Here is a 25424-nt window from a genome sequence, read left to right as displayed (position 1 = left end):
TAAACGAAGGTTTATACAAAATTCAAGAATGAAAACTTATTCGTCCATTACTTTATTGTAGCCATAAATATCTGTCCCATATACTTGAAAATTGGGTACGTCTGGAAGCTTGTATTCAACTAACCCTTCTGCCGTTGAATACACATCAACTCCTGATGGAGCCACCCTAACATGATTTGGTGTACAGCGAGCCACAACAGAAAACCGTGAATCATCATTACTGGTGTTTGGGTATGAAGCGTGCATATTCAAAGAGGAAAAAATCAGGCATTCACCAGCCTTCATATGGAGGTCAACAACTTTAAACTTATCAAAGTAGTCCTCACCTAACAGCTCAACTGCTGTACGAAAAAGTAGTGTACTCTTAACAAAAATAGTTCCATAGAGTGCTATCTTGAGCAACGCATATAAATGAGAAATAGAAAATGGCAACAATGACAAGTAAAAGATTTGATTGTCCTGAACATAACCATAGAGATAATCCATCCGAGCGTCGCCCATTGACCCCGGCAATATACGCAAACAACCATTTTTCTCCGTGCAGTCTGTAAGCGCCACCCAGGCGTTCAACTGGATAACAGCTGGGTCCATCTTCTGGCTTGGCTGTAACTTGGCATACTTCCCTGTCTCTCGGAAAGTAGCATTTTGATGCCATATCGTCCCCCTTGCACCAGGGAACTTATGAAACATTTGGCTCCGCCAACACATAACTTCATCACCCAACAAGCTAGCTAGGCGCTCTGTTATTTGCGGCCTGCGAAATAGTGCTCTTAGTGACTTTATTCTCAATGCCTGATAAAGTCCGGCCGCCTCTATCGACCACTGATCGTGCCTTTCAGCAATATCTTTAACTTTTTCGCTCATGTAATTTTTCCCATGAAAATCACATGAAAATTCTTCCAGTAGCTCACCCCTAAGTTGCTCTGCCTCACTTTTAGAAATAACCTGAAACGGAGGCAAATAACCATTCTTCTCAAAAAAGTCTAAATCTTTTTCATTGAGAAAGCAGCCCCCCTCCTTTGGCCTATCCAGCTTATCTCGAGAAATAGTTACAGTCAGGTTTTTAAGTGAATCCAGATCATCAAGCAATCGTTTTTTCTTTTTCCCTTGCCATGGCAGAACAAATACTTTATGAAGCATTACTAGTGCCACCATCGCCCATACCCGCAGGGATTGCAGACTTGTTATTTCAAACCCACCAGCAACCTCCTCTATAGAGCCAAATCCTTTAAGCATTTCCGCCAAAGTGCCCTTTTTCATAAGCATTCCGACTTATAGTTACCAACGAAAATGAAACCCCATAATTTCTAATATCAGCCAGAGAAAAATAGTTTACGGCAGTTCCGCTGGAGTATTTATATTCATAGGTTCTGGAGTAACCAGATTCCACCAAAAATCAAACTTATCCATAAGGGAAAGCAATACCTTTAATTGCCCCACATCCCCATCAATTTTCACCGCACCTTCATTCAGTTTTTCCTGTATAGAGGATGCCCCCAGGATAATATCGTTGAGATCATTGCGATTAATAGTAACGAAGCTTTGGGGCTTTTCTATTGGGGGGCCATAGTTGAGCACAGCATTCTCAAGCACAAGAGAGTAAGCTTCCTGTATGTCCGGCAAACTAATATTAATAGCAATCTGCTTCCCGGTGGCCTTGGGCCCATTTAATCGAATTCCCAAATAATCAAAAATAAGCACAGTAGGCATACTGCGAATGGTATCGGCACTGGCAGTTAATGGCACTGGCAATCGCTCTATACCATCACGCAACTCCCTGGCACCACTTAAAAAAAAGTTCCTCCAGGTACCATTCTCTTGTTGGTAACCCATCTGTTCCAGCGCATTCGCCAGCAGGTCACGGGCAGCGCGGTTGTTGGGCTCAGCGGAAACCAGCTTGTCCAGCACTTCCGCCACCCAGCGGTATTCTCCAGCCTCATAATCTTTCTTGGCTTGCTTTATGAGATTGGCCGCACCCCCCATATATTGAACGTATTTTTTTCCCGCAGCCGTGGGTGGCATTGGATAGAGCCGCGCTGGATTTCCATCGAAGAACCCAAGGTAATAATTCCAGACCGCTCGGGTATCGTGATTGACACTGCCATAATATCCACGATTGGCCCAGTATTGGGAAAGCTCTGGGGGTAGCTGCATTAACTCGGCAGTCTGGACCATGTTATAGCCATGATTGGCCAGTCGCAGGGTCTGGTCATTGAGGTACTTATACAGGTCGCGCTGCTTTTTCAAATGGTTGACGACCTTCTCCGGCCCCCAGGTGGGCCAGTGGTGTGGAGCAAAGAGCACCTCCGCCTGCCCCCCCCAACGCTGAAGTGTCTCATTGAGATAGCGAGACCAGGCTCGGGCATTGCGCACCTTGGCGCCGCGCAGGGTGTAAAGGTTGTGCAGTGTGTGAGTGGCATTCTCCGCAGCAGTAAGCGCCTTTAATTCGGGAATATAAAAGTGCATTTCTGCTGGGGCCTCGGAGCCCGGTGCCATCAAAAACTCAAACGTGAGGCCATCAATTTTTCTTGTTTCACCAGTTTTACTGATCGTATCGGTAGGCTCAATCAGAGTGACCGTACCTGTGGACGTTTCCAGCCCCAAGCCCGATCCCAGAGTACCCATTGGGCCTTTGGGTATAAGGTTGCCATACATAAAACTGGCACGGCGCGCCATATGATTACCGGCAAACACATTTTCACTGACCGCCTCAATTAAAAAATCTTTGGGTGCGATCACTTTCACCCTGCCAGATTTTACTTCCTCTTCATTAACAACCCCACGCACACCGCCGTAATGATCGACATGGCTGTGAGTATAAATCACTGCCACTATCGGTTTATGCCCTCGGTGCTCACGATATAAATCCAACCCGGCTTTTGCGGTTTCTGTAGAGATTAAGGGGTCCATAACAATGACCCCAGTATCCCCCTCAATAAAAGTGATATTGGAGAGGTCCGCACTGCGCACCTGGTAAATTCGCGGTATCACTTCATAGAGACCGCCCTGGGAGATTAACTGAAGCTGGCGCCAGAGACTGGGGTTAGCTGTGGCAGGGGCTTGTTGGTCATTGGCGAATTGGAAGGCCTGCAGGTTCCATACCTGATCACCTTTTTCATTTTTGATAATACCGTCATTCAAAAGTGGGGCAATAAATCCCCTTTTTACATTGGCAAAATCCTCCCGATTGGCAAAGGGCAACTCTTTCAGTACCGCCTGATTTGCTTTTTTTGTAATTACGCTGGCAGGCTTTGGCTCGTACGCCAACAGTAAACTGGGAATGAATAACAAAAAAAATAAGATCAGAGCGCCATTTCTAGCAATAGCACCTCGGTTTTTTTTCATTTTTCTCACCCGATATTAAATTGCGCCAAACCCTGTAGTGGATCTGCCGATTAGTAAAAAATAATGGTTGAGAGCAAAGTGGAAGAAGAGGCTCTTCTGTAGAGAATAGGAAGGATTATAGGCTGGCAGAGGAAGGTCGTTAGTCACTAGCCCCGCTATGAAGGGCGGGGCCAGCCAGGGTGTCCTGGCTGGGACACTATAAGGTGCGGCTCCGGGGGCACTGGGCAAGTCGGAAATAGTCCACCTCCCCAGGGCCACAAGTCACTGGCTACATAAATCCATCAACGCACATCGAGTAGATGCCGGGCGATAATCAGGCGTTGTATTTCGCTGGTTCCCTCGTAAATAGTGGTAATGCGTACATCGCGGCTCATACGCTCCAGCGGATACTCGCGGGTATAACCCACCCCACCGTGAATTTGTAGTGCCAGGTAGCAGGCCTCATTGGCTTTTTCACTGGCAAACAGTTTGCCCATAGAGGCCGCAGGGCCAAAGGCCTGGCCGGCATCTTTTTGCCAGGCAGCCTGTAACAGCAGCAAACGGGCGCCTTCCAGCTCGGTATATTTGTCGGCTAATTGCCACTGCAAACCCTGGAATTGCGCCAACTTCTTGCCGAATTGCTCGCGCTCGTGCATGTAACTGCGAGCGCAGTCCAATGCCTCAAGGCCGATGCCCAGCGCTAGTGAGCCGATACCAATGCGCCCACCGGCCAACTCGCCGGCGGCAATGCGGAAACCGCGGTTCTCTGCACCCAACAGATTGGCGGCGGGGATTCTGCAATTGTCGAAGGAGACTTCATTGGTGACAGATGCCTTCTGCCCCATCTTCTCCTCGGCCTTACCGATAATCAGACCCGGTGTGCCAGCCTCCACCAGGAAGCAACTAATGCCTTTGCCTTTGGCCGCCTCGGGATCGGTTACTGCCCAAACTACAAAAATGCCAGCGAACTCAGCACTGCTGATAAACAGTTTGCTGCCACTGAGCACATATTCGTCACCGTCTTTCACGGCGCGGGTGCGCATGGCTGCGGCATCGGAACCTGACCCCGGTTCTGTCAGGCAAAAAGAACCCGCGGCATATTCACCGCTGCAAATCTTGGGTAAATACTTTTGTCGCTGCTCTTCATTGCCGACGGCCTGGATGACCTCGGCCACCATATTGGTAACTGAAGTGGTCGTAGCCGTGGAACTGCAGCCGCGGGCGAGCTCGGTAATCGCCAGGCTGAAAGCTATGGTGCCGGCACCGGTGCCACCGTAGTTGGGATCGATATTGATCCCCATAAAACCCAGTTCAGCCAAGGCTTTCAGCTTGGCCAGCATCAACTCGCGGTTACCGGTTTTATCGAGCTCTGCGGCGATGGGCTTCAGTTCGCTCTCGGCAAACTGACGCGCCGCATCCTGAATCATCTGCTGCTCTTCGCTCAGTGAAAAATCCATACAGTACCTACTTTATCGTTATCGCGGTTGGATGGGCGGCACAGGGCACCGCTCACTCATAATGTTGAGGATAATAAAATCCTGGCAGACATTGGTTGCCAATTCGCCATTTTCCCCTGGGAAATCTGCAATCAATAGAAAGGTTTGCGGTGCTGGGAAGTGTTTAGGTGTGTAGCCCTGCTCGAGCTTATCCCGGAAAGATACCTAAGAGTGCTCTCTCCCCCACCGTCTCGGCAACCTTGTTTGTTTATTATCTGCCAAGTGGTGAGCGTTTCGGCCATCCTTGACCGTTCAAACGCAGGCCTAGCGCCTGGTAGTTTTACCTTTAGGCTCTGGATCAGGTACCGCCACGGCAGTATCTGTTTTTACTTCCTCCATCACCACATAGGTGTGGGTTTCCCGTACACCCGGTACCGAGGCCAGCTTCTCACCAAGAAAACGGCGGTAACCCAGCATATCCTTAATGCGAATCTTCACAAGATAATCAAAGCCGCCGGCCACCATATGACATTCCTGCACTTCCTCAAGGCCTGCCACATGCTGGTTAAAGGCCTCCAGGGCCTCGGTAGCGGTGTTATTCAACGTCACCTGGATGTATACCACCAAGCCGGCATGAACCTTGAGAGGGTCCAGCAACGCCACATAATCACGGATAAAGCCCTCTCGCTCGAGGCGCTTGACCCGCTCCAGGCAGGGGGTGGGACTGAGGTTCACACGGCGCGCCAACTCCACGTTTGGCAGGCGGCCATGCCGTTGAAGAATCCGCAGTATTTGGCGATCGATACGATCCAGATCTTCCAACTGTCGAGACATTACAAAATACCCTACTGGCAATCACGCATTTAGGCGTGATATTTAACCACAACCGTCGCCAAAATGGCGATTAATTCTAAGCACTTTCGCACATAATCCGGTCTTTTATTCTGACCCTAGATATAGAGCTTGGGAGACGATATGTCGACAAACTTCGCCGGAGATCTCCAGAATGCCCGAGAGCGGGCACACGAGTATTTGCACGCCGACGAAAACCAATGTGTTAGCGAGCTCCTGGCCGCCCCCCGCCCCAGTGACGCCCTGCGCAAGAAAATTCTGAACACCTCGCGCGAGCTGGTGCGCCACTCTCGCCAGCAGCGCAGCAAGCGCGGCACACTTGATGCCTTCCTGCAGCAGTTCGGCCTTTCCAATAAAGAAGGCGTGGCACTGATGTGCTTAGCGGAATCCCTCCTCAGGGTTCCCGATGCTGATACTGCCGACAAACTGATTGCCGAGAAAGTGCATTCCGGCAACTGGTCCAGCCATCGTGGCCAGTCAGATTCTCTGTTCGTGAACGCATCTACCTGGGGGCTGATGCTCACCGGCAGCGTGGTCGAGCTGGACCCGGATATTACCGAGCGCCCCTCTCACTGGATGAAGCGCCTGATCAGCCGCATCGGTGAACCCATGGTGCGCACTTCTATGATGCAGGCCATGAAAATTATGGGCGGCCAATATGTATTGGGCCGCACCATTGAAGAAGCCCTGAAGCGCGGCCCCAAGGAAAACCTGCCCGGCACCCGCTTCTCCTTCGATATGCTCGGCGAAGGTGCGCGCACCATGGCCGACGCCCAGCGCTATTACGACGCCTATATGATGGCCATCGAAGCCATCGGCAAAGACAATAGTAAGCGCGATGTTGTCGAGGCCAACGGCATCTCTATCAAACTCTCCGCCCTGCACCCCCGCTACAGCGTATTGCAGCGCGAGCGTGTAATGGACGAACTGCTGCCGCAGGTAAAGCGCCTGTGTGTGGCCGCCGCCAAATACGATATGGGCCTGAATATCGATGCGGAAGAGGCCGAGCGCCTGGATATTTCCCTGGATATTTTTGAAGCCCTGGCCCGCGACCCGGAACTGAAAGATTGGCAGGGCCTCGGCTTTGTTTTGCAGGCCTACCAGAAGCGTGCCCCCCATGTGGCCGACTGGTTGATCGCCCTGGGCCGCGACACCGGCCGCAAGCTGATGGTGCGCCTGGTTAAAGGCGCTTACTGGGATAGCGAAATCAAGCACGCCCAACAAATGGGCTTGAGCGATTACCCGGTGTACACGCGTAAATGCCACACCGACTTGTCCTACCAAGTGTGTGCAAAAAAACTGCTGGACGCGGAAGAAGCGATTTACCCGCAGTTCGCCACCCACAACGCCTATACCGTGGGCCTGATTTTGGAAATGGCCGGCGAGCGCACCAATTTTGAATTCCAACGCCTGCACGGCATGGGTCACCTGCTCTACGCACAGATCGAAGCCGTACACGGCAAGCGTGTACCCGTGCGGGTTTACGCCCCCGTGGGTGCCCACCGCGACCTGCTGCCCTACCTGGTGCGTCGCCTATTGGAGAACGGCGCCAACAGCTCCTTTGTGAACCGCTTTATGGATGAAGACACACCCATTGAAGCACTGGTGCAGGATACCCTCGATTTAAGCGAAGCCTGCAACCCACTCCGCCACCCGCAAATTCCTGTACCGGAGAATATTTATATGGGCGCAGAGGCCCTGCCACGGAAAAATTCACACGGCATAGAACTGACCGACCCACTCGCAGTAGAACCCCTGCTGGAAGAAGTACAAAAACAACAGGGCAAGCACTTCCTCGGTGGCCCTATTGTTGATGGCGTAATGGGCAAGTCTGAAGAGCCGGTTTACAACCCAGCCAGCGGCGAAGTAATCGGCCATACCGCCAATACCGACAAACATTTAATTGAGCGGGCCTACGCCTCCGCCACCGAAGCGCAGATCGACTGGGACCGACAGGGTGGCAACAGCCGCGCTGAGATTCTCGATCGTATCGCCGACTTCTATGAGAAGAAAACCAACGAACTGGCAGCCATTATCTGCCTGGAAGCGGGCCGAACTCTCAACGACGGCATTAGTGAAGTGCGCGAAGCGGTAGACTTCTGCCGCTATTACGCCAATGCCGCGCGCCAACACTTTGCTGAGCCCACCGAGCTGCCCGGCCCTACCGGTGAAAAGAACCAACTGTTCCTTGGCGGCCGCGGCGTATTTGTGGCCATTAGCCCCTGGAACTTCCCCCTGGCCATCTTTACCGGCCAAGTGGTTGCCGCCCTCGCCGCCGGTAATGCCGTACTGGCCAAGCCCGCCGAGCAAACCCCAATCATCGCCGCGCACGCCGTGCGTATCATGCTCGACGCCGGCGTTCCCCCCAAGGTACTGCACCTGATTACCGGTACCGGCGCCGCCGTAGGTAAACTGCTGATCGAAGATCCGCGCCTGGGCGGCGTAGCCTTTACCGGCTCCACCGAAACTGCGCGCCTGATCAACCAACAGTTGGCCGCTAAAGAGGGCCCGATCGTGCCGCTGATCGCCGAAACCGGCGGCCAGAATGTCATGGTCGTAGACTCCACTGCCCTGCCCGAGCAAGTAGTAGACGATGTAATTCAATCCGCCTTCCTGAGTGCCGGCCAACGCTGCTCCGCCCTGCGTATTCTGTGTGTGCAGGACGTGATTGCAGATAACCTGCTCAATATGCTCAAAGGGGCCTGCGAAGAATTGACCCTTGGCGACCCCAGTAAACTGGAAACCGATATCGGCCCAGTAATCGACGAAAAAGCCCTGGGCTTGCTGGAAGCTCATCGCGATCGTATGGCCAAAGAAGCCAAACCGCTATTCGCCTTCGATGAAAACAAGAAGCCCAACACAGGCACCTTCTTCGGCCCGCAAGTGGTAGAAATCGAAGATTTCTCCCTGCTCAAGCGCGAAGTCTTCGGCCCCTTCCTGCACGTGGTGCGCTTTAAAGCCGAAGAACTGGAGGACGTGATCCGCCGTATCAACGCCACCGGCTACGGCCTCACTTTCGGCCTGCACTCCCGCATCGAGGGCCGCGCCGACGCGGTATTCAAGCGTGTGAACGTGGGCAACTGCTACGTAAACCGCGATATGGTAGGCGCAGTGGTAGGTGTAAACCCCTTCGGCGGCCAAGGCCTCTCCGGCACCGGCTTCAAAGCCGGCGGCCCCCACTACCTGTTCCGCTTTGCCACCGAAAAAACCAAAACTATAAATACCGTTGCCACTGGCGGTAATACGCAACTGTTTAGCTTGGGGCAGTAGGCCTTAAGAGCTGAAAGAGCGGGCAAAGCCCGCTCTTTTTTACTTCAAAATCACAGTCACCTACCACCCCCTCCCCAGCGCTCACAGCCCCACCCTATTTAGCCAAACCCAAAATGTCACTGTTAAATGGCAATAATGCTTAAAACAATGTAGCTACGGCGCTGTTCTCTAGATGTATCCAAGATCAAAAGCAGCGGCACATATCCACCGGAGCAACCAGCCAACTCACTGACTTTTAAGGCATTGTCAATAATATCAAAAGCCACGAAATAACAAGATAACTATGCAACTTCTTATATCCACATTCTGACGTTTGTACTAATTATGTCTAAAAGACTGAGTTTTCTGGTTTTTTTCGCTATGCCTGCGGTCTATGATGATGGGATATATGAATGGAGATATAATGCAGCTGCTTTTGAATACGCTGTTAGGTATCAGAGATTGCATGAAGAAAATATCTGGAACAACATTCTATTTTAAGAAGCTTTTCCCAAGTATATGGTTTGGGTTTCTTACATTATTTTTGGTCACCTCTTTAATAGCTGGGGCAACCAAAGAGTCATTGATGTTTTTGGTCATGCCAGTGTTCATGGCTGCCTTTGGCTTTTTCTTCTTCAAAAATCTACTCTGGGATCTAGCTGACGAAGTCTATGATGATGGTGATTCATTACTCTTCCGAAAAGGAGGGAAGGAGCAAAAAGTTCTTCTCAAAGATATTGTTAACATTAGCTACAACCAAATGAGCTCACCAGAAAGGATTATCTTACATGTCCGTTCAGATGGTGCCATAGGCAAAGAGCTGGCGTTTAATCCCCCAATGAGGCTAAACCCATTTTCAAAAAATCCCATTGTAACTGAGTTAATCGAGAGGGTAGATCGTGCCAGAAACACCTAACAAATTGCTGAAATTTGTTCCGGCTGCCGTTTAGCAGGACGTTATGAGTCCGAATGACTGGGTTTCATTGTGAATGAGAAAATAAATATATTTCTATCAAGCTTGTTTATCCTTGTCGTTGTAGTTGGATTGTCAATTTTTGCGGGTGTTGCGTACATCTATACACTTTGCGGTCTATCGGTGTGGGCTGTGATCGGTCACTTGGTCACGCTAGATGATGATATGCCGGGAGAGTGGAGCAACATGGAAGGTTCACCCGAAGTTTGGCGTAGATCAAGAGTAGAGCTTTTAATAAAATCCTTAGTAATGTTTTCTCTCGTTACAACTACGTTCGCTTTTCCAAGCCTGGGAGAATACGGTGCCCACTGAAGTCGCGGAAACTCATAACAATGCCGGGCAGTTTGCTCCGAGCCTGCGGCCCTCCGCGAGACAGCCTACGCTCCGCTTCGGCTGCCCTTGCTGGCAACGTTAACCCATATGACTAAAATGGAAGATATAGAAGTTTACGTGAAAGGAAATGAAACAACGCAAGTGGTTTCATTCCTCAATGAAGAGATTGGTGCGTTGTCTTGCGATTGCGAAATCAATGAGAGATATACTTTATTCACGTGTAATAAGACTGCGGTTCTGATTAATACTGGCATTAAAGATGGTTATATATCAGTTTTTATCAAGGGTGCAGAAAAATGGAACTCTGATGTTGAATTTGCTAGAAGGCTAGTGGAGGCTCTTGGGTTTACTGTTCGCTGTGACCCTGGTGTCGAGTTTCCTGAAATTTCGCCTTACTCAGATATTTTCATTGAAATAAATGAGCAAGGGGAGAGTTTTGTTGAGTGGGGTTAACAAGGCAAAGCACGCGTCAAGCGCGTGTTTGCGACGTTAGGGCAGCATCATGCTAAGAATTGTTGCTGCCATGTGTTTGCTAATTTCTAGCTCAGTTCTAGGAAGTGAAATTTATGGCAAGTATGAAAGCGAATCAACGATAGGCCTAGGCCTATTTGGCGGGCACATCTTAGAAGTAAACAAAGGTGGTTTTATTCACCAAATGACCACCGACATCCTATGCGATAGAAGTGACCCAAATTGTCATCTTAATAACCCGCCATACAGGCCCTATAGAGGTTCATACTCCTTACATGGAAACCAAATCACCTTCCAAAGTGAGTTCATGGATGAAAAATCATACTTTTACGTAAAGTATCGCAACAAAGAATTTCTTCTAACTGAATCAGAGAAGTTCGCATTTGATCAAGCAAGAAGGTTACCCCCGGTGGTATTAATTAAGGTGGCTGATAGTGCCGTGCAAAATCAGCCCTAACATTCACAGGCAGTTTGCGCCGGCCCCTGACAGGGCCTCTGCGGGACGGCCTACGTTACGCTTCGGCCGCCCCTGTTGTGGGCGTTATTGTGGCGGTCTAATTTTTAGATGTTTTGTAGCTGCTGCAAGCATCAATCTCTATCTGAGCACTCTTTTCCTGAGAGTTTTCCTGTAATCTGGTACCGCAGTTTCGCTCCAGTGCCATCGTTTTAAGTCAGCAAGCCCTGCAAGCCAGCTACGCCATCATAGAGTGCGAATCAGATAGTTAACTGGTTGGGAAAGTATGGTATTTTTCCCTGTAAATTTATCGGGCAGTGGCCAGCCAAAGTTGGCTGGCAGAGAGCTAGTAGGTCGTTCAGTGCGCGCCAACTATAACCAGGCCAGGCAAGAATGCCCAGCCGGAGGCTGGGCTGGACAGCCTACGCTCCGCTTCGGCTGCACTTGCTGGCAACGTTATGTTTCGGTAGCAGAAAGCCAAGGAAAGCAAAATGTTCAGCTATAAAAATCTTAGAAGCGAAAATCTGAAGCCGCTACTTGCAGTCCTCAAAATTTTGCATTTCATTTCAACTGCTGTACTTGCTTTAGTCCCGATCTGTATTGTTCCTGGAATGTATTTTGGTGTCTCCGTGCCATATATGCTTTCGTTTGCTGTCTACGCAGCTTTTGGGATTATTTTGGCCGGGTTGCTAGCGTCGCTGGTGGCATTTGAAGAGAGTTATCGTCAAAGAACTGTATATTTAGAGGCTACGCGGCGAGATCAAACATAACAATCATGGGCAGTGAAGCTCCGGCCCTTCGGGCCTCTGCGGGACGGCTTACCTTATGCACGTTTTGCGCGGTCGCTTCGCTCCCATTTTCGCACAAAACGCGCATAAGGCAAGCCGCCCATGCCGTGGGCGTTAGGAGGCCCACAAATGCAGAGAAAGCACAGAATATTCGCCTACTTAACTGTGTGGATTGCTTCATTCTATATAGCTGGGTTCTTCTGTTTATATCCTCTGATGGCCAGATATACAGTTGGTGTAGAACCAGGTTATACAATCGCACGTACCGCTATTTTTCTACATAGTACTTTTTATCAGCCATTAATTTCTTATGCAGGCCCTGAGAGCCGCATCAGTAAATTGTGGTATAAGAATTCTCTTTACTGGTGTAATAGAGTTCATGAGAGAGAGTTTTGCGAATCAAGATCCTAACAAGCGGCTGTAGTCGCCATGCTTTGCATGACTGGAACGGCTTTGAAACCTCCCCCCATGGAATAGACGCCTACCTTTTGAATAGGATAGGAAAAAATGCCGAAAATACTGAGTGAAGAGCGGATTGTTGAATACTCAACAGAGCTCAAAGTTAGAGTGGTAGCTCTCACTAATCAACTGAAAGTAGATACGACTACTATCGCTAACATTATTGGTTTGCATCCAATAATGGTGTATAGATGGCGACAGGAAAGTAGAGAAGGCAAGCTGGTCGAGAAGCCCAGTCGTAGAATAAGTATGACAAAGATAACGAAAACTCAGTCTCAAACTGATGATAAAGAGATAAAACGTCTTAAAAAGCAGGTTGAGAAATTGCAAAAGGAGAATGATCTCCTAAAAAAGTGGGAAATGTACCTGAACGTTCATAGCTCTTAATCGATCAGACTTTGGTGTCAGGTACTTATGTAGAAATTTAAATATTAAACCTCAAGTTTTTTATAAGCGGCTTAACAGTGATGAGAGTACTCCAGACATAGAAAGTAAACGGATTCTAGGGTCTATAGAGGCTATCTACACGCAGCATAATAGTAATTATGGAAGCCCAAGAATTAGCACAGAGCTGAAAGCTAATGGTGAGTGAGCAAATCACAAACACGTTGAGCGCCTTACGCGAGAGACTGAAGTCGTGGGAAAAGCAGGAAAGATCTATCGTCAACGCCCGTCACCTGAAAACCCTTGTATTAAGATTGAAAATATACAACGAGAGCATGGTATGTCGGCGAAACCAGACTCCCATGGGCAAGTGATGTGACCTATCTGAAGATCAATAGGAAATGGCAATATTTAGCCGTAATTATTGACCTTTACTCCCGAAAAGTAGTGGGTTGGGAATTGTTGGATACTCGAACTGTTGAATCGACACTATCAGCGCTAAATAAAGCTTTCCGTCGCAGAAGCAATAAAATCAGATCTAATATTTCACAACGACCGTGAGTCTGAGTACGGTGCCTATGCATACCAAAACCGACTCAAAGAACCAGGTATTGACCCAAGCATGAATCGACCAGGGTTTATGAATAATAATGTGTATGTAGAATCATTTTTCCAGACACTGAAACTGATAGTATCAAAGGCTTTTACTTTGAGTCGGTTAAGGACCTTAGGGCGAACTCATCTTGGTGCCTTGATAAATGCTATAACTTGAAGAGAAGACATAGTTCAATTGGGTTCAAAAGCCCAGATGAATATGAAAGAATAGCCGCATAAGGTGGTGTCTACTTTAAGGGGGGAGGCTTTCTACGCTATGCTTCAGCCGCCCCTAAACCGAACGTTATGCGTTCAGTCCAATTTACAATAAGGATGTAGTTTGAAAATAAGACATTTAGAAGAAATAGACCATAAAGATCTTCATGAAATTTATAGCTTTAGTGAGGTATTAGCGAATACTTCACAGCCTCCATTTTTGAGTTCCTCACAAGTTTCAAATCTGTTCTCGTCATCGGATCAATACACTCTGATTGCAGAAATAGATGGGAAAGTAATTGGACACGCCACTTTATTCCTAACAAATAAAGCACGTGGCAAACACACTGCTTCAGTAGCTATTGCTGTTCACCCTGCTAGTCAAGGTAAAGGTGTAGGGAAATCTCTAATGCAAGAGGCAATTAATCAGGCTGATAACTGGCTGAATTTAGTACGCGTGGAATTAGAAGTGCATGCTGATAACATATCAGCAAAATCTCTATATGAAAAAATTGGATTTGAAACAGAGGGTGTAAAGCGTTTGAGCACGTTTAAAAATGGTCGATACATAGATATGATATTAATGTCAAGAATTAACCCCAACTACAAATTATACACATAAAATAATATTTAATAATGACTTCCAACACTTGACATTTTTCATTCAATCACGGGTTTCGTGTCTAAAGCATAGTGGTTTGAGTTTAGTAATAGCGCTGATCAAAACTTATTGTGGCGATGCTCAGGCAACATATAACTCCAGTATGCTTTAGCACCAAAAGCCTTACAAATTTTTAAAAATCGCTTCATAAAGCGTAACCTATTAAAATAGAATTTATGAAAATAAAAATTACAAAGACTTTGAAATCAATCGTTAATACGATTACTTGGATATGGCTTCTAGTACACGGAGCTTTTTCAGCTCATGCTTTTACTTTTTCTCAAGACACAGAAGATAAAGTATATGTAATTAAAAACCCTTGGTTTTTTGAACTACTTAACCCTATCTCTGGTGATTCTCTAGGGCTTACACTTCCTTTCATCGGTGTTGCTTACATCAACGAAACGGCGGTAAAAAATGCAAAGACATCTATAGACGGAGTAATTAAGCATGAAGCTAAGCATATCGAGCAATATTGGGAGTTGGGCATACAACACTTTCAGGTAGACACATGGAAGTTGGAAGGTGTGGCTGAATATGCTCGCGGAGAATCTACTATCCCTCTTTGCGCTTCTACACTCACTGAAAGTAAAGAGCAACAAAGATACCGGGATTACCATATTGTTGTAAAATATCTTATTGAGAATAAAGGCCTAGATGAAGGTGAGATATACAGATATCAGGGATACCCATTAAGCGAAGCAGACGATTGGGTAAGTACGGAAATTTGCGGGGACGCATAACACGATATCAAAATTATGATTTGAATTGACAGACTTCACTATTCAGCCACATTAACCATAGCTATTCGTAGATTTTTATAAAAACTCGAATTTGGGAAAATTACGAAACAACTAAAATGGTATCAAGCAATGAAATATCAAAGCTTAAGCATTTAAGTATCCGCAAATAGCACGTTACTAAGACCGACCCTTGACAATTAGCCTCTAACGGCTGAGACAACAGTATAGGGCATACTTCATCATAGTTACTGTATGCTACTGATTGTTAGCACAGTATTAAATCATATATAAGCCTAAAATTTTGTGGTCATAAATTTAGCCACCCTACCCTAGTAAATAGTAGATAATATGATTCCATCTATCCTCCACAGAGCCTGTCAGTGCTACACCATCCTATATATTGGATCGCCCAGGACGTAAACACTAAAACTAAGAAGACCATCGAACTACCAAAGATATGGTAATAGGAGACAAGAAATACGAGCTTAATATTCTAGATAATCGACTAACTGCCCATAAAATAATAGATCTTCACACTATATTCGCACAACAAAGATCGCCAAAAATGGATTGGCCTGAATAGCTCAATATGCAAAGGCCTATCTATAGATAGCCTCAAGAAGATCTGGATCACCGACACCAAACAAGAGAATATCTGGACTCAATTAATCTCACATATACAAAACTCAAATATAGCCGCTGTCTCTTTGAAAGATCATATTCGCACTCAGCCTATACCAATTTAAATAGAGAAACTTTCACTACAATTATTCCGGAATTCGCGCGGTGATTGTCCAGTCCATTTTTTGAAGCTTCGAGAGAAACTACTAGTATCACAGAAACCTAGTTTATAGGCAATTAAAGTGATAGGAAGCTCATGTTCTTTAAGGTATTGAACCGCTTGATATTTACGTATTTTATCCAGAATGATCTGATAACTGGAATTTTTTTCTTTGAGTTTTCTATGTAGGCTACGACAACTAATAGCAAGCTCCCTGGCCACTGCCTCTTGTGAAAAATCTCCTGAGGGCATCAGGTCAATAAGCACTCTATTAGTCATACTGACTATGTCACTCTTCCGCAATCGCTCTAAATAACTTATCAAGGCCTGTTCATTAATGCTAACTAACTCATTGTTTCCTGAAGAGAGCTTCCGGTCAACAAACTCTTGCTTAAATCTAATCTCGCAAGAATCAGCCGAAAAATTGATTGGACATCTATACATCCGTTGATGGTATTTAAGAACGGAAGGTCTCGGTCTCTGTAGATTAATGGATATTAAGTGTTGATGGACTTCTGGGCATATCTTGCCAATGGACTTTATAAGCAATGCCATAAAGGCATCTATAGCATGAATACTTGGCTCATAAATAAAGTCATCGACTTTTTTCCAAGATACTATAACTTGCTTCTTTTCATCATGTATATTAATTCTCATTGCGGTGGTGACCACCTCTGAAAATCGTGCTGACCTCAATAAACTTTCTCTAATGGAGCTACTCGACAAGTGCGCATAACTTAGAGCGTGAAGATTTGTATGTTTGACGTACTTAGTAACTTGCAATCCAATACAATCATCACCTGAGATAGCTTCAGCGAATTCCCATAGTTTTTTCATATTATCTAGAGGTATTCTTTGATTTGCATCCTCAATACATTTTGGGTCAATTTCTGCACACCGCAGGATTTCTTGGGCAGAACAATATGGTTTCAATGTTTCAATAATGGGTAATACCCACGTTGCAATGGTCGTGTGTCCATACTCAGCCATTTACACATATGTCCTAATTAGTCAAGAGATTGGCCTTATCGGCAAAGAAACCTATAAGCCAATCGATTAGCATCCACTGACTCATTTCCTTGCCTGTCAAGATTATCCTAACAATCTTGGCATGTTAAGTGAGTCTATGCTTTAAAAAAGATAAACGACTATAACGATTAAAAACATGAAAAGTCTTATTAAAAAAGTTGTGTATCTTACCGGGCTGGTAGTAGTCACTATGCATCATGTAGCTATTGCCAATGAGCCGACTCAGCTTTTTTGGGGAGATATGCACCTTCATACCTCATACTCATTTGATGCCTTCTTAAGCCAAAATTATTCGGCAACCCCGGATACCGCTTACCGCTGGGCAAAGGGGCAACCGGTCATTCACCCTTATACCCATGCAAAAGTACGTATCGATACACCTCTGGATTTTCTAGTGGTATCGGATCACGCTGAAGGATTGGGTGTTATGAGAGCAGTGGTTAATGAAACAGATGAGCTCGATAGCGAGATGTCCTTTTATCAGTCGATGATGCGCTGGTTAGCCAAGCAGCATATTCGCTATAAGGTATCGATCAATGAGGGTATGGATATTTTCAATGAGCTGCTGCCAGCTAAAGCACTAGACTCCGAAACCTACCTTGATCCTGTCCAGGATCCAGCTAACCAGCCCCCGGAACCAGTGCTTGGAGATTTGAATAAAACCCGGACAAGCGCCTGGAACGATATAATCGACGCCGCAGAGCGTCACAATAACCCAGGTACCTTCACCAGCTTTATAGGCTGGGAATGGAGTTCAACACCAACCGGGGCTAATTTACACCGGGTCGTGGTGTCCCCAGATGGTGCAGAAAAGGCTAAGCAGTATCTTCCTTTTGGGTCTGACCAGAGCCAATATCCAGAGGATTTATGGCACTGGTTAGATGAGACTTCTCAACGAACTGGCAGTGAATTTATTGCCATTCCTCATAACTCCAATGTTTCCAAAGGCTACATGTTCGCAGAAACCACACTGCGCGGTGAGCCAATTGATGCACAGTATGCGCGCACACGTATGCGCTGGGAGCCCTTAGTCGAAATAACACAAATTAAGGGGGATTCAGAAACCCATTCAAAACTTTCACCGCGAGATCCCTTCGCCGACTTCGAAAATTATCCATTTTACTTACAAGCTGATCCAGAGGCTTACCGTATTGCTAAAGGTGACTTCATTAGATCCGCCTTGCGTACTGGCCTGGAGATACAGGATAAAATTGGTGCAAACCCTTATAAGTTGGGTTTTATAGGGTCCACGGATTCACATACTGGTATGTCTACTGCAGAGGAGAACAATTTCTGGGGTAAATTTGCCCATGATTCCATACCAACTAGCAAGCGTACCAACACTGTCATTGGCGGGACCAAGGCTACTGGCTGGAATATGTCTGCTTCTGGACTCGCTGCCGCTTGGGCAGAAGAAAATACAAGAGAGAGCCTTTTCGCTGCGTTTAAACGCCGTGAAGTGTATGCCACTACCGGACCTAGAATACAGGTACGTGTCTTTGCCGGCTGGAACTTCCCTAAGCACGCCATAGATGCTGAAAATATCGCCGAATTGGGATACATCCATGGCGTACCTATGGGAGGAGATTTGACCAAACCACAAGAAGCTAACAAACCAATTCAGCTGCTCATACGTGCGGTTAAAGATCCCAAAGGAGCAAATCTGGATAGAATCCAAGTTGTTAAATCCTGGTTAGATACGACAGGAAAAAGCCATGAAAAAATATTCAATGTTGCTTGGTCTGGGGAACGTACTCTTAACAACCAAGGGAAATTAGATTCCGTAGGTGATACAGTAAATCGAGAAACAGGACAATATACCAATAAGATTGGTTCTATTGAATTATCCACTTTATGGCAAGACCCAGATTTTGATGTAAATGCACGCGCTTTTTACTATGTTCGAGTATTGCAGATCCCTACTCCACGCCATTCACTCTACGATGCCGTAGCCTCAAAAGAAGTTAATGATGGAAGTATTCAGATACCACCTGAAGGGCCCGCGGTTCTCCAGGAGCGTGCTTACACTTCTCCTATCTGGTATACCCCCTAATATCTTTAATAAACCCGATAACTAAAGAAGCTTGATGGTTAATTTCGTTAATCCATTCTGATGAAGAATAGAAACTCTCTATAAATATCAATGGAGGACATTAAATGCAGTGGAAGTTTGAAGAACTAAGAAAAGAACCCCTGCTACACTTTTTCATTATCGCATTAATACTATTCATCGCTGCAGAATTTCTAAACAAAGATAATAGATTCAATCAAGAATACACCCTACTTATAAACGAAGACAAGATAATTGAGCACCTCCAATTTCAGAAAAAAACATTCAACCAAACATTTGCTAGACGTTATTGGCAAAGCCTAACTCAAACTGAAAAATTCAACTTGATTGATGATTACATTAGGGAAGAAATACTTTATCGAGAAGCGATCAATCTAGGTTTACAGGAGCATGATCAAATTATACGAAGACGACTTATTCAAAAGCTGGACTACGTAACTGGAGGCTTTTCTAGTAAGATAAGTATTACTGATGAAGATTTGAAAAATTACTTTCAACTTAATCAAGAAAAGTATCGCATCGAAGCATCAATTACTTTCACCCATGTTTTCTTTGATGCGAGGCATTACTCTAAAGAAAATTTAGAGGAGACCGCCAAGCAGACTTTGGATCAACTTTTAAAACAATCAATCCCTTTTGAAAAATCTTCCCTCTATGGGGATAGGTTTCTTTTCCATCGAAACTATGTAGAACGAACTTCTCAACTAGTAGCTAGCCATCTCGGAAATACTTTGGCGCAGAATGTTTTCCGCCTGCCCTTAAACACCTGGTCTGGCCCGCTTGAATCCCCCTATGGTCTACACCTGATATTGGTTAGCGATCACAAAAAAAGTCGCCTACCCAGCCTTAGCGAGGCCTACCCCTTAGTTCTAGAGGATTATCGACGAGAAAAATTGGAAGTGAATAAAAAAATGAAATTTAAAGAATTGCTGGCTGAGTATAGAGTTGAGTGGGACAACTCCTTACCTTATGTGCCTATGGACACAACCTATGCTAAATAGAAGTCTCTACAAGACCATTACAACCATTATAATTTCTTTACTAGGTACAATCTTTAATAATCTAAGCTTTGCTCATGATGGAAGACCGCTTTACATTGAATTAAAAGAGATCTCGGAAAGCAGATACATCCTTCGCTGGAAAACACCGCCAGTTATGCAACCAGGTACTGAGCCTGAAGTAAGTTTGACAGGAAATTTTTGCCAAAGGCACTCAACTACATTAGATTTTTCTGGGCGTCATGTTAAGAGCTATCTATGTCAAGCCTCCCACCTGCATGATTTTAAAGGAGCAGAGAACACCCTTAAATTAAAAATCTCATACCCAATTGCTAACCCTGCCTTATCAAGCTTAATTCAATATAAAAAACTTAAGGGTGATACAATCAACATCTTTAGTGGCCCAAAGATCTTAGTAATAGACTTACCTTACAAATTAACTATTTGGGAGTGTATTAAACAGTATATTGAGGCTGGATTTCTACATATACTAGAGGGCTATGATCACTTGCTTTTTGTATTATGTTTAGTATTTATTGCCCAAGGCCTTAAGAGTATTTTAGTCGCTATTAGTGGATTTACATTAGGACACTCCCTCACATTGGGGCTCGCAAGTTTAAATCTATTCTCCATTAGAATTGATGTTGTGGAAGTTTTGATCCCATTAAGCATTATGTTTCTATCCGCAGAAATTGTATACGCCATTGAGCGGGGTAATAAAAATACTTTGACCTGGCGTTATCCTGCTATTGTAGCTGGTGGATTTGGGTTGTTACATGGGTTCGGGTTTGCCAGTGCATTAACAGAATTAGGTCTTCCACAAAGTCAGAAAATCATCGCTTTGTTTAGCTTTAATATAGGTGTAGAGCTTGGGCAGATACTCTTTGTTTTAGTCACGATTGCTTCAATTTTCCTGACCAAGTGGACCTTTTCAAGGTGGAGCGTTTCATTTTTTTATAAACATATCTTGGCACAGTCAGGGTACATTATTTATCCAGTTGGAGTGGTTAGTGCATATTGGTCAATCGACAGAGCTCTGGGTTTGATTTACTAAGTTAACTAAACCGTTAACTGTAGGTTAAACCGATATTAATCCAATAGAGCATTTCGTACCCTGAAAGATCCAAAAGGCTCAGACTTATCGTATTATTTGTACTATCGCTATGAAAAGAATGCTGCGCTTGCAGTGCTGCAACTCAATGAAACATCGTTCAAATCACACCCTACACGGGTATCAGACCGACATATGATAAGATTCATAAGGTGCCAAACTTTCCATATCTGGTACATTCCACTTCATCATTGCCTCATAAAGAGACTAACTAAAACGTCAGTACAGATATTGAAGTCCCGCTGCAGTGTGCACATTGGTGCCAATTAGGTGTAAGTGTTCATAGCTGGCTCTTTTCAGATTCTTTCATCTCAAGCCAGTAATCCAGCCCTTAAAGTCAGTGTGCCAAGAGGTAATTTGCTTGAGAAGTGAGTATGCTAGTATTCGCTCGGTTTGTAACGGGTAGCTATAGGTAAAGGCATTTGGTATACAGCCTCTTCAAAATATGGTTTATATCAAATTTTACTCACAACCTGTCTAGCTATTCCTATACCTTTTGGTTAAGTAATTTTCTTACGCTTGAAGAACTAATAATAATGAGAAAATACTGAACATTTAATTTCATCAAGGGATTGCATATGACTCCAGATATTTTCACCGACTTAAAAATCCAGCAAATGATTAAATTTTGCTCTACTGGCTATGATGTATGGGGTAAAATTATCAAGAGAGATATCAGCAACAACTACGTTGCTGGCCGCGATCGTTCTATAGAAGGTCAGATATATTGGAATCACCTTAACAGTGAAGTTAGTTGTATTTTGGCTATTCACTCCTTTCTCAGGGAATACTTAACTTCTAAAGTGCCAGCTAGTGAAATCTCACAGCTTGACTCGATGAAAAACAGCTTTTTGTTAACGGTTGTAGATTATCAAAGACTTTGTTCCACAGCACACCTTACAAACAATATTGACAAGAAAATTGAGAAAAATAATGCTCTCAAAAAAGACAGAAAAATTAACCTTGGCATTTCAACTTCTTCTTTAGCCTCATCCATCCATGATATCCCCTCAAAGATCAATGGAATTGTGGCCACTATACTTGCACTTAAAAGTCTAAAACAAAATCTTGGGGCGGTGGATACCAGTTGGAGCGAACACTATAGAGCTGTCCGTCGTGATTTTTTGGCTATTGCTTCAAATATCATTGGTCTTTTTGCACCAACAGCAGTAGGAAATACAATTATTGTCGCGTGGATGTATAGCGATATACGAGACCTTAAAAATTTTAATAAAACCGGTCTAGAATTATCAGAAAACAAGCAAAAACTCTTAGATGCTGCTGGCAAATTCAGTGGCGATACTTCCATAGGCGACTTCTATACTTACGTGCTTGTAACAGCGCTGGCAGAGCATTACGGTTTTTCACCGAACAACGGAATTAAGTATAATCCACAGCATCCGCATCTGAATATGGCGAAAGTTATTATGGGGTAGAATATAACTGTCGGCTATTTTACATCACAAGAAAATATCTATTCAACGCGCAGAAATAGTAATATTGGTCAACCTTAGTATCGAGACAAGCTAGGCACATACATCGTTCTTTGCTACTATTTCTGCTCTTAAAATCAATAGGAAGAGTTATTAACTAATTCTCTTCAACTATTTTATAGGATACATCATTGAGCAAGGTGTTAATATTTGGCAATTCAGCCTCAGGAAAATCCACTCTAGCAAAGCATCTTTCCCAGAAGTTAGGACTTGCACATTTAGATTTAGACACCTTGGCATGGCTGCCAACCTCTCCCCCGCAAAGAATGCCTCTAGATGAATCTCAATTGAAGGTCATTGACTTTCTTGAGAAACATGAAAACTGGGTGGTAGAGGGGTGTTATACAGATTTATTAGAAATTCTGGCTGACCAAGCCACTGAAGTCATATTTATGGATCTTAATATTGAGCAATGTATACACAATGCCAAGTCTAGGCCATGGGAACCGCATAAGTATGACTCTAAAGAAGCTCAAGATTCAAATCTAAATATGCTGATTAATTGGATAAAGGAGTATAAAACAAGGCTAGATACCTTTTCTTACGACTCACATTTGAAATTTTATGAATCCTTCCAAGGAAAGAAATCTATTTACAGTAAAAATCAAACTTATACTTAAAAAGGGTGATTCTACAATGCTACTAAGTATGTTTACTGGGCCTAAATAGTAAATAACTAATCAATGCTCCTACAGCTCCACCAACAAAGGGCATGAATAAATAATCCCAGCTCCAGGCCTTTGTTGCCAAAGCCACAGCCGGGTTTAAAATTCCGTATGAAGCGTTGTGGGATACAATCAACCCTAGCAGTAGTGAGCCACCCACAACAACCCCTGAGGTAGCCTTACTTATATCTTTATTATATGTCGTAGACATAACCCCAAAACTAAAGAAAGCAGTCCCCAATGCTTCACCAATACCGCTAAAAACAGAGGCTTTATGGGAAACCAGCCAACCTTCCTGCCCCAATGGCACATACATGGTTACCATCAGTAACGCCAAAACTCCTCCACAAACTTGAACAATTACATAACCCAGAAAGTCTCTAAAGCTAATCTTCTTGGAGATTAACATGGAAAAAGAAATTGCTGGGTTGATATGACAGCCAGAAATGCCCCCAAGGAGATATACGCATAAGCCCAATGCAAGCCCCGCAGCAATAGGTGTCGCTATGGGAAAAGGGTTGCTTGGGGTTAGTGAGGTTAATACCGCTGCAGCGAGAATGAAAGTACCAATCAATTCTGCAGATAACTTTTGTATAAAAGTATAATTCATAGGCATTCTCTCAACATCAGCAAATTATTCTCAGCATTAATACAATCGACTTGACTGAAAAATTGTTTTTCTATTGGGCACTTAAAAAGTGCCTAGATGATTGTAGACTATTAAACATCATTGAATGGCTTAATTTAGATCTGGTTTTACATGCTTTTTATTTACCAAAGATGTTTCTATTGATTAAATAGTTTTCAATCATTGAAGAGTGATCACTGATAATCTATGGCCTCCCTAATAACTTAAGTTAGAGCACCTTATAAATTCTCTAAAGAGCTTCACAAAATCCCCTCTTCTTCATAATCTACTTTCACATCTTTACCTGTTACAAATAAAACACACACTACAAAGCCTGCCAAGGCAAGGTAGGCATTGACTGTAAAAGCTCTATCAATACCTGTGGGAAGATCTGGAGCCATAGCAACGATGGTGGTATTCATTCCTAATCCTAATGCCCCACCGGCTATTTGATACATATAAAGTATTGCTCCAGCTAGACTTGATCGGGATGGATCGACTACCGTTATCGCCGCAGTCGTTATTGTGGAATAGAAGAGCCCAACCCCCGCACCCAGAATCATCAAGCCGGGAATAAGCACCGGATAGGTGGTATTGGCAGTCATGTGCGAAAGCATAAACATTCCTATACACATACAAATGGTACCGGCAGAAACAATCACTTTAGCTCCAAGCTTTTCATACAAACTGCCAGATATATAGGAAACTATCCCAAATACCGCCATCATTGGTAACAACCCTATTCCAGAAAATGCTGCTGAGTAACCCCTAACCTTGGTCAGAAACTGAGGGATATAGAGCAATGCTGCAAAAAAGACCACAGAGAGTAGTAATGTTGCCATGCCCGCCGCAAAGAACTTATTATTTGTGGCTACATCTTCAGGGATTAAGGCATTCTTGCCAGCATTGCGTTCTACGATGATAAAAAGCCCCAAAAATATCAAGAAAACTGCAAATAAAGAGACTATCCAGGGGCTTTTAAAGCCAAAGTCTACCGCCAAATCCAGCGCAACGAGCAAACCAAACAATGAGATAGAAAGAGTCGTTACTCCTGCATAATCTATTTTTTCATCAACTTTATCCGGACTGTCATCGGCGATCACCTTCCAACAAACTAGGCAAGCCAAAATCGCAATGGGGATGTTAATAAAAAAGATCCAGCGCCAACTAGCTAAATCAGTTAGTATTCCTCCCAACATTGGCCCAATGGCATTGGATGCTCCGCAGACTGTCATAATTAGGCCACCCGCCAAGCCTGAACGATCCTCCGGCATTAATCCATAGATCATCCCCAGAATGGCCGGCCACATCATTGCGCCTCCAATACCCATTAGCGCCCGAGATATTAGGAGCATCCACATGTCTACAGCCAGTCCACCAAGAAGAGAAAAAAAGACAAAAATTGCAGTGCCGATAAAGAAGATACGTCGGCGCCCAAACATATCGGCCAAGCGCCCTCCAGAGATGATTAGAACGCCAAAAACCAGGGTATATCCGTTTATTACCCACTGAGCCGTAGTGATATCAGAGTTAAACTCCTTCTCCATTGCAGGAATCGCTACAGAGAAAGCTGTGAAGTCATTTGCAATAAGAAATACCGCTAGACTGAGTGCTACCAAACCCCAAAATTGGGTTTTTGTCAGGGGAGTCCTAGTTTCTGTCATGGTATCCTTCCCGGCACTTATTTTTACAGCACGAACTAAAAAATCAT

General features: G+C 44.8%; 21 protein-coding genes. 14 read left to right on the top strand and 7 right to left on the bottom strand.

Features of this window, described 5'->3' with window-relative positions:
• Window positions 1-36: 36 nt before the first annotated feature.
• From ACJJIC_RS11545 to ACJJIC_RS11530, 4 genes are all read right to left on the bottom strand, one after another.
• Window positions 37-1260, bottom strand: a complete 1224-nt coding sequence (locus ACJJIC_RS11545; RefSeq protein WP_445356956.1) for a phytanoyl-CoA dioxygenase family protein — start codon at window positions 1258-1260, stop codon at window positions 37-39.
• A 72-nt stretch (window positions 1261-1332) separates the two neighbouring features.
• Entirely contained in the window at window positions 1333-3345 is a 2013-nt protein-coding gene (locus ACJJIC_RS11540) for an alkyl/aryl-sulfatase (RefSeq protein ID WP_445356955.1), read from the bottom strand.
• A gap of 281 nt (window positions 3346-3626) precedes the next feature.
• Window positions 3627-4781 carry an acyl-CoA dehydrogenase family protein gene (locus ACJJIC_RS11535; RefSeq protein WP_252085529.1) on the bottom strand — a complete coding sequence of 385 codons (1155 nt, stop codon included), beginning with the start codon at window positions 4779-4781 and terminating at the stop codon, window positions 3627-3629.
• 303 nt (window positions 4782-5084) lie between these two features.
• A complete protein-coding gene (locus tag ACJJIC_RS11530) occupies window positions 5085-5594 on the bottom strand; it encodes an Lrp/AsnC ligand binding domain-containing protein (protein WP_252085528.1) in 510 nt (169 codons plus the stop codon).
• A gap of 141 nt (window positions 5595-5735) precedes the next feature.
• On the opposite strand from ACJJIC_RS11530, the gene putA reads away from it, so the two are divergent.
• The 9 genes from putA to ACJJIC_RS11485 all read left to right on the top strand — a co-directional run bounded on the left by putA (window position 5736) and on the right by ACJJIC_RS11485 (window position 14937).
• Window positions 5736-8882: a bifunctional proline dehydrogenase/L-glutamate gamma-semialdehyde dehydrogenase PutA gene (gene putA, locus ACJJIC_RS11525; RefSeq protein ID WP_445356954.1), complete on the top strand. Its 3147-nt coding sequence runs from the start codon at window positions 5736-5738 to the stop codon at window positions 8880-8882.
• A gap of 403 nt (window positions 8883-9285) precedes the next feature.
• Window positions 9286-9777, top strand: coding sequence for a hypothetical protein (locus tag ACJJIC_RS11520; RefSeq protein ID WP_444909887.1), 492 nt, complete (start codon window positions 9286-9288; stop codon window positions 9775-9777).
• Window positions 9778-10254: 477 nt separating this feature from the next.
• The gene (locus ACJJIC_RS11515; RefSeq protein WP_444924803.1) at window positions 10255-10620 is read left to right on the top strand and encodes a hypothetical protein; all 366 of its coding nucleotides are present in this window, start codon (window positions 10255-10257) and stop codon (window positions 10618-10620) included.
• Between the two features lie 49 nt (window positions 10621-10669).
• The gene (locus ACJJIC_RS11510; protein WP_445356953.1) at window positions 10670-11095 is read left to right on the top strand and encodes a hypothetical protein; all 426 of its coding nucleotides are present in this window, start codon (window positions 10670-10672) and stop codon (window positions 11093-11095) included.
• A 488-nt stretch (window positions 11096-11583) separates the two neighbouring features.
• Window positions 11584-11862 carry a hypothetical protein gene (locus tag ACJJIC_RS11505; RefSeq protein ID WP_444909890.1) on the top strand — a complete coding sequence of 93 codons (279 nt, stop codon included), beginning with the start codon at window positions 11584-11586 and terminating at the stop codon, window positions 11860-11862.
• 525 nt (window positions 11863-12387) lie between these two features.
• A complete protein-coding gene (locus ACJJIC_RS11500; RefSeq protein WP_444909891.1) occupies window positions 12388-12726 on the top strand; it encodes a transposase in 339 nt (112 codons plus the stop codon).
• Window positions 12727-13098: 372 nt separating this feature from the next.
• Window positions 13099-13284 (top strand): DDE-type integrase/transposase/recombinase, encoded by a 186-nt coding sequence (locus ACJJIC_RS11495; RefSeq protein WP_444924802.1) that lies wholly within the window; start codon window positions 13099-13101, stop codon window positions 13282-13284.
• A gap of 373 nt (window positions 13285-13657) precedes the next feature.
• Window positions 13658-14155 (top strand): GNAT family N-acetyltransferase, encoded by a 498-nt coding sequence (locus ACJJIC_RS11490; RefSeq protein ID WP_444924801.1) that lies wholly within the window; start codon window positions 13658-13660, stop codon window positions 14153-14155.
• Window positions 14156-14370: 215 nt separating this feature from the next.
• A complete protein-coding gene (locus tag ACJJIC_RS11485; protein ID WP_444924800.1) occupies window positions 14371-14937 on the top strand; it encodes a hypothetical protein in 567 nt (188 codons plus the stop codon).
• A gap of 742 nt (window positions 14938-15679) precedes the next feature.
• On the opposite strand, the gene ACJJIC_RS11480 is transcribed toward ACJJIC_RS11485, so the two are convergent.
• On the bottom strand, window positions 15680-16708 hold the full coding sequence (locus ACJJIC_RS11480) for an AraC family transcriptional regulator (protein ID WP_445356952.1): 1029 nt from the start codon (window positions 16706-16708) through the stop codon (window positions 15680-15682).
• 175 nt (window positions 16709-16883) lie between these two features.
• On the opposite strand from ACJJIC_RS11480, the gene ACJJIC_RS11475 reads away from it, so the two are divergent.
• The 5 genes from ACJJIC_RS11475 (at window position 16884) to ACJJIC_RS11455 (ending at window position 23040) form a co-directional block, all read left to right on the top strand.
• The gene (locus ACJJIC_RS11475) at window positions 16884-18800 is read left to right on the top strand and encodes a DUF3604 domain-containing protein (protein WP_445356951.1); all 1917 of its coding nucleotides are present in this window, start codon (window positions 16884-16886) and stop codon (window positions 18798-18800) included.
• Window positions 18801-18904: 104 nt separating this feature from the next.
• Window positions 18905-19819 carry a peptidylprolyl isomerase gene (locus tag ACJJIC_RS11470; RefSeq protein WP_445356950.1) on the top strand — a complete coding sequence of 305 codons (915 nt, stop codon included), beginning with the start codon at window positions 18905-18907 and terminating at the stop codon, window positions 19817-19819.
• Entirely contained in the window at window positions 19809-20870 is a 1062-nt protein-coding gene (locus ACJJIC_RS11465) for a HupE/UreJ family protein (protein WP_445356949.1), read from the top strand. Before ACJJIC_RS11470 ends, ACJJIC_RS11465 begins: the two co-directional genes overlap by 11 nt.
• Before the next feature lie 635 nt (window positions 20871-21505).
• On the top strand, window positions 21506-22363 hold the full coding sequence (locus ACJJIC_RS11460) for a hypothetical protein (RefSeq protein WP_444924796.1): 858 nt from the start codon (window positions 21506-21508) through the stop codon (window positions 22361-22363).
• A 197-nt stretch (window positions 22364-22560) separates the two neighbouring features.
• Window positions 22561-23040 (top strand): AAA family ATPase, encoded by a 480-nt coding sequence (locus ACJJIC_RS11455; RefSeq protein WP_445357889.1) that lies wholly within the window; start codon window positions 22561-22563, stop codon window positions 23038-23040.
• Window positions 23041-23062: 22 nt separating this feature from the next.
• On the opposite strand, the gene ACJJIC_RS11450 is transcribed toward ACJJIC_RS11455, so the two are convergent.
• Window positions 23063-23695, bottom strand: coding sequence for an MIP/aquaporin family protein (locus ACJJIC_RS11450; RefSeq protein ID WP_445356948.1), 633 nt, complete (start codon window positions 23693-23695; stop codon window positions 23063-23065).
• 278 nt (window positions 23696-23973) lie between these two features.
• Window positions 23974-25377 carry an MFS transporter gene (locus tag ACJJIC_RS11445; protein WP_444885300.1) on the bottom strand — a complete coding sequence of 468 codons (1404 nt, stop codon included), beginning with the start codon at window positions 25375-25377 and terminating at the stop codon, window positions 23974-23976.
• Between the last annotated feature and the right edge of the window lie 47 nt (window positions 25378-25424).

The organism is Microbulbifer mixtoriginis (SeqCode) (assembly GCF_052468275.1).
The sequence above is the reverse complement of the archived record's forward strand: the minus strand, read 5'-3'. Positions and strand labels throughout refer to the sequence as shown.